The 12601-nt window shown below is 48.2% G+C and carries 8 protein-coding genes; 4 read left to right on the top strand and 4 right to left on the bottom strand.

Annotated features, from left to right (window positions below):
• Positions 1-2: 2 nt before the first annotated feature.
• The 3 genes from K7B07_RS01575 (at position 3) to K7B07_RS01565 (ending at position 4123) form a co-directional block, all read left to right on the top strand.
• Positions 3-1202: a DUF5000 domain-containing lipoprotein gene (locus K7B07_RS01575; RefSeq protein WP_223706845.1), complete on the top strand. Its 1200-nt coding sequence runs from the start codon at positions 3-5 to the stop codon at positions 1200-1202.
• A gap of 71 nt (positions 1203-1273) precedes the next feature.
• Positions 1274-2422 (top strand): DUF4998 domain-containing protein, encoded by a 1149-nt coding sequence (locus tag K7B07_RS01570; protein ID WP_223706843.1) that lies wholly within the window; start codon positions 1274-1276, stop codon positions 2420-2422.
• 135 nt (positions 2423-2557) lie between these two features.
• Positions 2558-4123 carry a sulfatase gene (locus K7B07_RS01565; protein ID WP_223706842.1) on the top strand — a complete coding sequence of 522 codons (1566 nt, stop codon included), beginning with the start codon at positions 2558-2560 and terminating at the stop codon, positions 4121-4123.
• Here K7B07_RS01565 and K7B07_RS01560 read toward each other — a convergent pair.
• Both K7B07_RS01560 and kdsA read right to left on the bottom strand, forming a co-directional pair.
• Complete coding sequence (locus K7B07_RS01560) at positions 4076-5164, bottom strand: calcium:cation antiporter (RefSeq protein ID WP_223706840.1); 1089 nt, start codon at positions 5162-5164, stop codon at positions 4076-4078. The two genes, K7B07_RS01565 and K7B07_RS01560, sit on opposite strands and share 48 nt — an antisense overlap.
• A 10-nt stretch (positions 5165-5174) precedes the next feature.
• Positions 5175-6002 carry a 3-deoxy-8-phosphooctulonate synthase gene (gene kdsA / locus K7B07_RS01555; RefSeq protein WP_223706838.1) on the bottom strand — a complete coding sequence of 276 codons (828 nt, stop codon included), beginning with the start codon at positions 6000-6002 and terminating at the stop codon, positions 5175-5177.
• Between the two features lie 175 nt (positions 6003-6177).
• Between kdsA and K7B07_RS01550 the strand changes: the two genes are divergently transcribed.
• Positions 6178-7137 carry an NAD-dependent epimerase/dehydratase family protein gene (locus tag K7B07_RS01550; protein ID WP_223706836.1) on the top strand — a complete coding sequence of 320 codons (960 nt, stop codon included), beginning with the start codon at positions 6178-6180 and terminating at the stop codon, positions 7135-7137.
• Positions 7138-7227: 90 nt separating this feature from the next.
• On the opposite strand, the gene K7B07_RS01545 is transcribed toward K7B07_RS01550, so the two are convergent.
• Together K7B07_RS01545 and K7B07_RS01540 are read right to left on the bottom strand one after the other, a co-directional pair.
• Positions 7228-8682, bottom strand: a complete 1455-nt coding sequence (locus K7B07_RS01545) for a SusD/RagB family nutrient-binding outer membrane lipoprotein (RefSeq protein WP_223706834.1) — start codon at positions 8680-8682, stop codon at positions 7228-7230.
• Positions 8683-8695: 13 nt separating this feature from the next.
• Positions 8696-12301, bottom strand: coding sequence for a SusC/RagA family TonB-linked outer membrane protein (locus tag K7B07_RS01540; RefSeq protein WP_223706833.1), 3606 nt, complete (start codon positions 12299-12301; stop codon positions 8696-8698).
• Positions 12302-12601: the final 300 nt, after the last annotated feature.

The following is a 12601-nucleotide window of genomic DNA, read 5'->3' as shown; positions in this document are numbered from 1 at the left end:
AAATGGCTAAAAGATATATATCCACCTTAAGTGTTATCTGCTGCTTTTTCCTGTTCTTCTCCTGTTCCCGGGAGAATTACATCGATCCTATGGCCGACGACGGAGGAACGCCTTCACCTGTAACACAGGTGGCTGTTAAACCGCTTCCGGGCGCTGCAGTGCTGCGTTATAAGTTGCCGCAGGACGGGAACCTGCGTTATGTAAAAGCTGTTTTTGAGATACGGCCGGGTGTGGAACGGGAAACCATCGCCTCATTGTACCAGGACAGTCTGATCGTAGACGGCTTTCCGGATGTAAAGGAATATGAAGTACAACTATATACCGTAAGCTATGGCGAAAAGCGCTCAGAGCCGGTGACGGTGAAAATAACCCCGCTGACCTCTCCTTTACAGGAGGCGCATAATACCTTCCGTTTTGAAGAGACGTTTGGCGGCACTACCATCAGCTTTGATAACAGTGGGGAAGCCAGTCTGGCCGTAACCATATTAACGCCGGACTCCACAGGAATATTAAAGGCCGTACAAACCTATTATACCAAGTCCAGGGAAGGGAGATTTTCTGTGAGGGGATTCGCCGACGAACCCCGCCTGTTCGGTGCGGTGATCCGGGACCGTTGGGGCAACCTTTCGGATACACTCACCCAAACGCTTACCCCGGTTTTTGAAGAGCTGATCCCCAAGAACCTGTTTAAAGGATTGGTATTACCTACGGATGTCGTAGGAGGACATGCCAATGCCTCCTGGACGCTTGATAAGATATGGGATGATAAGTATGGCGCCGGGTCCCTGCAGTTTCATACAAAACCGGGCTCGGGCATACCGCAATGGTTCACTTTTGATATGGGAAGGCCCTGCCTGCTGAGCCGGTATAAGTTTTATCACCGGGCGGGCAGTCAGTATGTATACCAGCTGGGAGCTCCCCGGAAATGGGAAGTGTGGGGAACGGCCGGTACACCCGATCCTTCCGGCAGCTGGAATGGCTGGGTCAAATTAATGGACTGTGAATCGTATAAACCTTCCGGAGAAGGCCCGGTAACGGCTGAAGATGTGACCTATGCGGTTGACCAGGGTGAGGATTTTATTTTTCCGGAACAGATCCCGGTACGGTACCTCCGTTTTAAAGTGAACGAGACCTGGGGCTTTTTAGACTATATCTATATTGCGGAAGTTACATTCTGGGGGGATGCGGATATCACTCCGTAACCCATGGGATGCTTTTCAAAAATAATCGCACTTGTTTTAAGATAAACGGCCCCCGATAAAAATTTAAGAACATGAAGAAGACAGAATTTTTACTATTGATCCTGCTTGTGCTGGGTACGGCAGCCGGTTTTTCGGGCTGCTCCAAAATGGATGCTACCTATAAGGAATTCCTGGATTACGGGCAGCAGAAATATCCCGGGAAACCGGTCAATGCCGTTGTCTCCCCCGGTTATAAACGTATGATCCTCTCCTGGGCAAATTCATCTGATCCAAAGGTTACAAAGGCAAAAGTGTACTGGAACAATCGTGCCGATTCGCTGGACGTGCAGCTCGATCCTTCAGAAGATTCGACCTATATACCGTTCAATGATATGCCGGAAGCTACTTACGTGTTTGAGATCTATACGTTTGACGGAGATGGCAACCGTTCTGTAAAGACGGAGGTCATCGGGAGAGTGTACGGTGATTTTTATAAATCCACGCTTTTATCCCGACCGATCTATGATGCCACGGTTGTGAATGACAGTCTCTGGATTTCATGGGGCGGCATATCGGATACCGCTATTATAGGAACTGAAGTGACTTTTAAAGATAAAAATGACGTGCTTCAAAAATATTTTGTAGATAAGACCATTTTGCTCTCGCAATTTCCTGATTTCCCGCGCGGGGACATTCAATACAGGACCGTTTATGTTCCCGGTCCTTATGCGATCGATACTTTTTATACAGAATGGACCACGATGTATGTAAAGGGACAGCGCTATGCATTGCCCAAAGCGGGATGGACGGTCACCGCCTCCAGTTTTGATATAAGATCCGGGGCCAGCTACCGGCCGCCGGAGCTGCTGATCGATAATGATCCGGCTACGATCTGGGTGAACCAGATAGGTGCGCCCAATGCAACGCCTCCCATCGCACAAACCTATTATCCGCATTGGGCGGCAATAGATATGAAGCAGGAATATAACCTGGAAGGCATTATTGTACAACAGCGGAATTCAGCAACAAACCTGGTAAAGGATATTGAACTGTATACCAGCACGGATGGACTGAACTGGACCTTCCAGCTGCGTTATTCACTGGAGAACAGGATCTCTGCCGAGGCATTCATCGATCTGCCGCAGGCAACAACGGCGCAGTACATAAAGATCATCGCCCTGAATGACTACGGGAACTCGAACAATGTGGCGCTGGCAGAATTCGGGGCATATATAAGGTAAGGAACGGATACAGTAGCGCTGAAGCGGGCGATGGCTTTTGATCAACGGCCGGGTTGTTTAAATGAATAACGGATCCGGACAGCGCGAAATTTTTCTTATCTTGGTTTTTTACAAGAATAATAAAACGGCCGGCGAATGAACCCTGTTCCCTGTATCATAAAACGGACAAAACTGTTTTTATTGATGCTATTGCTGCTTTATACGGATGTGCTGTACGGGCAACATCAGGAGCGCAGCAGGCATCCGAATATCCTGTTCATAGCAGTAGATGATCTTCGCCCGGAGCTTGGGGCCTATGGCCGGGCTTATATGCACACACCGCATATGGACCGGCTGGCCCGTGAGGGCCGGGTATTCCTGAACCATTACGTGAATGTGCCCACCTGCGGTGCCTCGCGCTATTCCATGCTCACCGGCCGGTTGCCGCAAACACCTGCAGCACTGAGTAATGATGCCTTTGAAAAGTTAACGGCCGGCAAACCTGCTGCCGAAGAGCCCGAATCCTTTGTGGAACTGTTCCGGAGGAATGGTTATTATACCGTGGGGATCGGTAAGATCAGTCATTCGCCGGATGGTAATGTATACGGCTATAATCAGCCGGTGTCTGATAAGCGGGAGCTTCCCCACAGCTGGGATGCTTTTTATTTTGATCATGGTAAATGGCAAACCGGGTGGAATGCCTTTTTTGGATATGCAGGCGGAGAGAACCGTCAGGGAAGGAAGAATGAGGTCCGGCCTTATGAACACAAGGATGTTCCGGATACGGCCTACCCGGATGGTCTTACAGCACAGCTGGCAGTGGAACAACTGGCGGTATTAAAAGAAAAGGATCAGCCCTTCCTGCTGGCGGTGGGATTCTTCAAACCGCACCTGCCTTTTACAGCGCCGGAGAAATACTGGGATCTGTATGATGAACGTAAGATACCCTTATCGGCCTCACCGGGTATACCGGCAGCTGTTAACGAGAAGAGCCTGCATAACAGTAATGAATTTAACCAGTATAAACAAGGGGAGGAGAAGCCCTCGCTGAAGGCGCCGGTATCCGATGCCTATGCGCGCAAACTGCGGCATGCCTATTTTGCTGCTGTAAGTTATGTGGATACACAGATCGGGAAAGTGCTGGAGGCATTGAAGCAGGCGGGTCTGGATAAAAATACGGTTGTGGTGCTATGGGGTGATCATGGCTGGCACCTGGGGGATGAACGGGTGTGGGGAAAACATACCCTTTCCGACTATTCATTACGCAGTCCGCTTATCCTGCGTGTTCCGGGCATGCCTGCGGCCGGCATGTCTTCCCCGCAGGTGGTACAGTCTGTCGATATTTACCCCACGTTATTGCAGCTGGCTCATATTTCCCCTAAGGGGATACTTGATGGCCGGTCGTTGTACCCGGAATTGTTCAGAACCGGACGCGGTCATGCTACGGTGGCACGGAGTTATTTCAACCGTGGCATCAGTCTGCGGACCTCCCGTTACCGCCTCACAAAATATTACCGTCAGGAGCAGCCGGTGACGGAATTGTATGATTATACGAACGATCCGTATGAAACGCGGAACCTGGCTGCTTCTTTTCCCGGGGTGGTAGATTCCCTGCTGCCGGTGGTTGAACATGCCGGAACCACTATTCAGCAATACTGGAAACCGGGTAAGGGATCAGGGAAAGATGGTAAGGAACAGGTAGGCCGCAAAAATGACCAGTAGCACCACGCCATAAAGAATATTTGTTTTTCCTGTTACAAGCGACAACATCACTGTAAATATGGACAGGATCAGCAGCACAACAGATGTGGTGTCGATCCCCAGCAATACAGGGCTATGACTGAACAGGGTATAAATGGCAACCGCGGGGATCGTAAGTCCGATACTGGCCAGCGCAGATCCCAGCGCCAGGTTCATACTGGTCTGTAAACGGTTGCGGCGTGCCGCCTGGATCGCGGCGATGCATTCGGGCAATAATACTACCATGGCAATAATGATACCTACCAGCGAATTGGGTGCACCAATGGAAGCAACACCCGCTTCAATGGCAGGCGACAGTTTTTTGGCAAGCAGCACCACAGCTCCCAGACAGGTGATCAGCAATACCAGGCTGGTAAATGTAGTTGCACTGGAAGGCGGTGCGGCATGCGCTTCCTCGTTTTCTTTTCCTTCTGCATCCGCGGGTAAAAAATAATCACGGTGGCGAATGGACTGGATCATAATGAAGCTGGCATAAATGATCAGACTTACAATGGCTGCAAAGATCAGCTGTGGTTGTGTGTATTGCGGACCGGGCTGGCTTGTGGTATAATTGGGCACCACCAGTGTGAGCACCAGTATCGCGGTAAGCGCTACCAGAGCGGAAGTGGCTGCATGTTTTGTTACGAATTGCTCCCGGTACTTTGCGCTTCCGATCAGGATGCAGATCCCGATGATAAAGGTGAGAATGATCATGATAGCGGCGAATACCGTATCCCGGGCGAGGGCTGCAGTCTTTTCTCCTCCTGAGGACATCAGCGAGACCAGCAGGGAAACCTCGATAACGGTTACTGCCAGTGCCAGGATGATGGTGCCAAAAGGTTCGCCCACCCGGTGGGCCACCACTTCTGCATGATGCACCGCCGCCAGAACACCGGCGATCAATAAAAAGCAAAGAACGAGCTGCGGGAAAGTGCCCGACATGGAGCCCATGGTAAAATAGGCGATCCAGGCAAGGATGGGGGTAAGCAGGGTCCAGGTTGGTAGTGACAGGTTGAACTTCATACAACAGGTTTTAAGTGGCAATAATGGCTTTTCTGATCCGCACCAGCTGTTCCAGCAGGGGCTCGAGGTAATCCAGCTTCAGCATATTGGCACCGTCGCTTTTTGCCACAGCCGGATTGGGATGGGTTTCTATAAACAGGCCATCTGCGCCTGTGGCGATAGCCGCTTTGGCAATCGTGCCGATGAGTTCCGGGTTGCCGCCGGTGACGCCCGAGGTCTGATTGGGCTGCTGCAGACTGTGGGTACAATCCATAACTACCGGAACCTTATGTTCTTTCATCCAGGGGATATTTCTGAAGTCCACCACCAGGTCCTGGTATCCGAACGTATTCCCCCTCTCGGTAAGGATCACTTTTTCATTGCCTGCATGTTTTATCTTGTCGGCTGCAAACTTCATAGAAGGGCCGCTGAGGAACTGTCCTTTTTTTATGTTAACGATCTTCCCGGTCCGGGCTGCCGCCTCCAGCAGGTCTGTTTGCCGGCTCAGGAAGGCCGGTATCTGCAACATATCTACATATCCGGCAGCAATGGCAGCTTCTTCGTGTGTATGGATATCACTCACCGTGGGAAGATGGAAGGTTTGGCTGACCTGTTTCAGCAGTTTTAATGCAGCTTCATCGCCGATACCGGTAAAAGAGTCCACGCTTGTCCGGTTGGCCTTCCGGTAGGAAGATTTGAACACATAGGGGATCCCCAGGTTCCTGCAGATCGCCGCCACTTTTTCCGCTACTTCCATAACCAGCGCTTCGCTTTCTACCACACAGGGGCCCGCCAGCAGAAAAAAGCTGGCCGGGTCGTACTGCTGCTCTTTAAAAAGATCCGTTAAAAATTTCTCCATACCTGCAAATATAACCTCTAAGATCCGGTTCGGCCAAACCGGGTTCGGAGTACAAACAGCCATCCGGTAATGTTGCGCACTTTTTTTTGCACAGGAAAAAGCATATTTCAAACGATTGCGCAGTATTAACAACCTGATTTGTTCTGCCATTATATTTGCAGTCTAAAGTTATTGCATGACAAAAGAAAAAATCCTGGTTATTGGCGCCTCCGGGCAGATTGGGGTTGAACTGACCCTTGCGCTGCGGGAAATTTACGGAGCGGGGAATGTGGTGGCATCTGATTTAAGAGAGGAAAACCCGCTTTTGAAAGGCTCCGGCCCTTATGTAAGCCTGGATGTAATGAATAAAGAGATGTTGCATGTGCAGGTGATCCGGCAAAACATCACCCAGATCTACCTGCTGGCAGCGATCCTGTCGGCAACGGGTGAGAAGAATCCCGGTCTGGCCTGGCACCTGAATATGCAGGGATTGCTGAATGTGCTGGATATTGCGCGCGAGGAAAATATCAGAAAAGTGTACTGGCCTTCCTCCATTGCAGTGTTTGGCCCTACTTCGCCCAAACAAAACTGTCCGCAGCAAACCATTATTGAACCTACCACCGTTTATGGTATCAGCAAATATGCAGGGGAGTTCTGGTGCAATTATTATCATATGAAATATGGAGTGGATGTAAGAAGTATCCGTTACCCCGGACTGATCTCTTATAAATCGGCACCGGGAGGCGGAACGACGGATTATGCCGTTGAAATTTTTCATGATGCGCTGGAAGAAAAAAAGTATACCAGCTTTTTGAGCGAGAATACTTATCTGCCCATGATGTATATGCCGGATGCGATCCGGGCAACGGTGGAGCTGATGGAAGCGCCGGCGGAAAAGATCTCCATCCGCACTTCCTACAATGTGGCCGGTATCAGCTTTTCGCCGAAAGAGATCGCTGCGGAGATAAAAAAACACATTCCGGAATTTGAAATTGTTTATGAACCGGATTATCGCCAGGAGATCGCAGACAGCTGGCCGCAGAGCATTGATGATACGGTGGCGCGCAACGACTGGGGGTGGAAGCACGAATACGATCTGGCGGCGATGACGGAAGATATGTTAAAACACCTGCCCGAAGTGATCGAAACCCTATAAAGCTGTTGCTGTACCATAAACACCTGTTATTTAAAACGATAACCGCCATGCAAAAGCACGGCGGTTTTTTCTAAATCTAACCTAAACCTGTTAAAATTTCTGCCACCAGAGCTTTGTGCCCTTGGTGTCGCCACCAATGGCCGCTGCAGCGGCGTCTTTATTTCTTGCATTGGTATTGGTTTCCACCACCGGATATGTAAGCCGGTTGGGCACCATCGTTACATTAGGATCCAGTGAGCCGGCAACCGGGGCAATGAACAGCGGGGTGCCATCCGGTTTGGTAAACTGTAACCGCAGGCGCTCATACCAGGATTGTAATCCCTGCATATACATAGCGATCCATTTCTGTGTGCCGATCACATTCTTCCAGCCGCTGCTTTTGTAGGGAACAGAATTGATATAGGTTGTGGCGGCCGCTTCCGGAACTTTCCAGAAATCCATGTTGGCTTTGATCCCTGCCTTGTAAAATACTTCAGCCGTTCCTCCTACATTCATACCTCGTGCAGCGGCTTCCGCCAGCAGGAACTGGACTTCGGAGGAGGTGATCAGGATACCCGGGAAATCCGGAGCATAAACACGCACACCGGGAGTGGAATATTTCTGGGCATCGGAAGCGGAGTTCGTTCCAAGACCATAGGGCTTACCAATAATTGTTTTGGAATTTGTTGCCGGGCGGGCATATATTTCAAGCCTTGGATCTTTAAGTCCCTCCATGTAGTTTACAAGGGTTTCACTTACTACAAACTCTGTTAATTCTCTTCCCAGTTCGTTGTATGGATAGGTATTGGGTGCCTCTCCGGTATATGGGAACAGTGCTTCATCGGTATTGTCTGTGATTACCCCGTTCTTTACCGCCATTTCAATTGCGGTTTTTGCTTCTGCTGGTTTTACCTCACTCATCCGCATAGCAATACGTACGATCAGCGAGTTAGCCAGTTTCTTCCATTTGGTGACGTCTCCCTTATAAAGGACATCACCACTGGAATAAGAAGGTGCTGCTGCATCGAGCGCAGCCTGATTGTTGTTCAGTTGCTTGATGAGGTCTAAATAAATTGTTGCAGCATCATCATAAGGCGGCATCAATACATCAGGCTTTACCGCTTGTGAATAGGGGATGTTTCCATAAGTATCTGCAAGTGTTTGTATGATCCATGCCTGGAGAATACCTGCAATGGCATTTTGATTGGGTACTGATTCAGGAAAAGAAGATGTTTCATTTAACCTTTCAATTTCTTTCAAATCTTCCAGCGGGCCATTGTATAAGGACCATAAGGTGGAATTGCTACCTTCATCCAGCTGATAGCGACTGCCTTCTTCTTTATCAGTGGCTGACCAGTATTGTGCGTAATGCATTCCGACGCGATTGTTCACGATCGAATTGTACAGTGCATCCATAGCACTTTTCTCCGCAGAAAGCAATAGTTGCTCCGGACTGGTATCTGCAGGTTTAACTGGATCTGTATTTAACTCATCAAATTTTTTACAGGAACAGATGCTTGCCGTCAGTGCAAACAGGAATAATATATTATAAATGGAATATTTCATTTGTAAACAGGTTTTAGAATCCGATATTCAAGTTTAGACCCATGGAACGTATGGAAGGGAGTGCGCCACCTTCTAATCCCTGTATGTTTCCGGTACCATTGGTGATATTGGACGGATCCACATTGGGAGCATTGGATTTGATCAACCACAGATTGCGGCCATAAAGAGAAAGGGTAATGTTACTTGCCTTTATCTTTTCGGCCCACTTCAGGGGTAGCTGGTAACCAAGAGTTACTTCCCTTAAATAGATATAACTGGCATCGTATACATTTGCGGCATTAATATATTTACCGAAGTTGTTTTTAAAATGATCTATGGCTGTTATATGTGTTGAATAAGGCGTGCCATCCTGCAACACACCTGAAATGTCAACACCATTTTCCCGGATATTCCCTTCTGCCGTTTCCTCGAGTAGCCCGGAGGCCAGGCCATACATGTTGGTATAGGAGAAGAATTTTCCACCCTTACTAAAATCGACCAATGCACTCAGGCTAATGTTCTTGTACGTAAAACCATTGCTCAGCCCGCCAACATAATCGGGGTAAACACTTCCCAGCGGAACAACAGAGCCCGTTCTTACATAGTGACCTGCAGAATCTATTACTTTTTGACCATTCATATATGTATAATCATAACCCACCAGCGTTCCAAGAGATTGTCCTTTGATGGCTTGTATGGAAACTGCATTCAACCTTCGTTCAGTGCCGATATTGACCTTATCCACAACCTCGTTTCCGTTTTGTGCTAGGTCTAATACCTTATTTTTATTTTTGGAAAAGTTCAGGCCGATATTCCATTTAAAATTTTCAGTTTGAATTGGAGTTCCGTCTACCCTTAATTCGATCCCCTTATTGCTCACTTTCCCAGCATTTAATATAAACTCTCCGAAACCGGATGCCGGAGAAACATTCACAGGAATGATTTGATTCTTTGTAATGCGGTCATAATATGTGAAATCAATACCAGCACGGTTGTTAAATAATCTTAATTCAATACCGGCTTCTTTTTCAGTGGTCTTTTCGGGAAGAAGATTGGGATTGCGTTTCCTATTATCAACGGTTACATAAGGGATTCCATTAAAAAGAAGTGGTGAGCTATACACATTGAAAATGTTATATGGGTCTGTGTCACTTCCCACCTGAGCAATGCCTGCACGGAGTTTTCCGAAACTCAGCCATTTAGCATTTTTGATCCACTCCGAAAAAATAATAGAGGTTGAGGCCGATGGATAAAAGTACGACCGATTAGCTGACGGCAGGGCAGATGACCAGTCGTTTCTTCCTGTTAATTCTACGAATATAGTATTGTCATATCCGACAGTAGCAGAACCAAATAAGGAATTGATCTGTTTCCTTGGTCGCGCTTCTGAAAGCAATGGAGGAGCGGAAATATTCGATAGGGTATAAACACCGGGGGCGATCAGACCGGCCTTATCAGGTGTTGATCCCGTAAAGAGACGTACATTTTGCTTCATAATATTGCCACCCACCGTAGCTCCAATGTTGATCTTATCGCTAATATCTTTTTTGATATTGGTGGTGAACATATAGTTCATTTCCCGGAAATCGATTGTGTTTCTTGTATAGCTTCCGAGGAAATAATCTTTGGCCGTTCTTTCCTCCTGTAATGTATTATAACTATCCATAAAGGCCTGTGCATTAAAGGACAGCCAGTCAAGTGGCTTATATTCCAGACCCACAGAACCGAACAGACGGCTCCGGTCATCACTCTGGTATTCCATATAACGCGTCCAGTAAGGATTGTTGGCAAAGTTGGGTGTAGGGTCGTCAAAACGCTTCCGGTTCCAGCTGATCTGTGTTCCATCCGCATATTTGTAATCTTTCATCCGGCTCATATCCCATTGCCGCTGCCCGTATTCACTGAACAGGTTCATCACATTCTGCCCTGTGAACCCTGTCCCGGGACGTCCTTTTGCCGTAGTGTAAGAATATTTTATACCTGCAGTAGCTGTGAGCTGATCCGTTAGTTTATAACTGCCGTTAATACCCGCGTTGGTGCGTGAAAGTTTTGAATTTGGCAATACAAATCGCTGCCGCGTATCAGCCATTGCAATTCTTATAGATCCTTTGTCACTGCTGCCCCCCACGCTTACACTGTTGGTAACGGTTACCCCAGTCTGAAAAAAGTCTTTGATATTGTTGGGTTGCGGCGACCAGGGCGCAGTAACACCGAACAATGGGTTGGCTTTGTTTTTATCAAAAGACCAGTAATGCCGTACCTTACGGCCGTCCAGCGCAGGCCCCCAGGACTCATCCACCGCAAATTCCGGCATCAGGTCATAGCCCCCCAGAACCGGATCCTGGTAAGCGGGAGAAGAACTGCTTAAAAACTGTTCGGGGTTTTTGTTATAAAAAAGAGTGTCGAATGTTGTTTTGGAACCGCCTCCGTATTTATTCTGATAATCGGGCAGTACATACACTTTGTCTGTTTGTACATTCAGACTATAGTTCACACCTATTTTTTTACCACCTCCATTTGTCTTTTTTGTAGTTACCAATACCACACCGTTTTGTCCGCGGCTGCCATAGAGCGCCGTGGCCGCAGCTCCTTTCAACACAGATATCTGATCAATATCATCCGGGTTGATATCCTGTACAGGACTTCCATAGTCGAAGCCACCGCCACCAATTTGCTGACCATAAGAGTTGGTGTTCAGATTGCTGAAGGGGATCCCATCCACAACAAACAATGCATTATTGTCTCCCAGGATCGATTTGGGACCACGGATCGTAACTTTACTGGAACCGCCCATAGAGCCGCTGTTGGAGCTGATCTGTACACCGGGTACCCGGCCTGCGAGGTTGTTGACAAAGTTCACTTCCTTGGCGGTCTGGATCTCTGAGCCCTTGACCTCTGATACTGCGTATCCTACGGAACGGCTCTTCTTTGAGATCCCCATGGCCGTTACGGTTACCCGTTCCAGTTCTTCTGAAGTTTTTTTTGTGACCAGCCGGACGGAAAGCGGCGCATCGGCATTGTTCAGCACCACTTCCTGATCGGTTGCCCCCACACTGGAGAAAACGACCTTTAATCCCTGCTGGAAGGGAATGGAAAAAGCACCGTTCTCTCCGGCGGTATAGATCTTTCCGTCGGGGTAGGTGATACTGGCATTTGATAAGGGCTGCCCCGCACTGTTGACAACCGTTCCTTTTACAAAAACGGTATCCTGTTTAGCGGCGCCGGTCTGGGCCGCAGCAGGCACTGTGTCCGCCGGTGTACCAGCGGCTGTTGTTTCCTGTGAAACGGAATCTTTAAAGGCTCCGGAAGAACTGCTCCATTGCCCGGTAGTGATGCTGTTGTTCTCAAAACGGATCAACAGGCTGTCAAATCCCGGAAGCGCGATCGTGTACGGCTGCGGAAACAATGCATTCTGAAGTTGCACCGAATCGCCTTTTCCTGCTTTCAGGGTAAAGATGCCATTGGTATCTGTCTGCGTCGAATCGCCGGAGGCAACCATCCGCAGCACTGTGTTTCCCAGGCCGAAGCCCGTTCTTCCGATGATTTTTCCATGGATGGTCTGACTGGTTTGCGCATGCAGGGAGCAGGTGAGTCCACATAGAACGGCAATAAAGAATAGCCGGATAGGTCTGCAAATCATAATAGAATTTCAGGTTTAGTAGAATAAAATAGATCAGATCTGATTAAGATAAAATCAGATCAGGACTTAGGTTATTCATCTTTAACGCTGCATTAGTATAAAGATTGCCTTAGAGATCGTTAAAATTGGCTTAAAAGGAAAGCTGTGAGTTATCAGCCTTCAGTGGTCAGCTTTGAGATTTCAGAATTGGGGTATGAGATAGGAGAATTGAGATAGGAGCATTGAGATTTCAGATTTCACCGGATCGTAACCAGAATGCGACATCCTGCATTCGGTAAGTAAAAGGTTGCCGGGTATTCA

It is taken from the genome of Niabella beijingensis (assembly GCF_020034665.1).
Taxonomy (GTDB): Bacteria; Bacteroidota; Bacteroidia; order Chitinophagales; family Chitinophagaceae; genus Niabella; species Niabella beijingensis.
Note: the sequence above shows the minus strand (reverse complement) of the source record. Positions and strands in the feature narration are given on the sequence as shown.